The following is a 256-nucleotide window of genomic DNA, read 5'->3' on the forward strand; positions in this document are numbered from 1 at the left end:
GACACGATGTTCCAGCGCCTGCTCGAGCGCGAGGACGACCCGCGCGCCCAGACGACGAACAACTACGTCGCGGCGGTGGGCGACGACGAGCAGTTCGCGGTCGCCGCCGCCCTCATCGCCCACCAGCTCGGCTATCCCGCCCGGGTGGTGGTCGGCACGCGACTCCGATCCAGTGATCCCGGCGTCGCCACGTGCCAGTCGGGGGAGTGCCGCGCGCGCGACCTCAGCGCGTGGACCGAGGTGCAGGGCTCCGACG

General features: G+C 73.0%; 1 protein-coding gene. It reads left to right on the forward strand.

Annotated elements, in window-relative coordinates; all coding sequences use genetic code 11:
• Positions 1–256 (forward strand): transglutaminase domain-containing protein (locus tag ACZ3HH_RS30695; protein ID WP_465810443.1); only part of this gene is annotated, 256 nt, incomplete at both ends.

Source organism: Pseudomonas sp. PME37.24/025 (assembly GCF_055556615.1).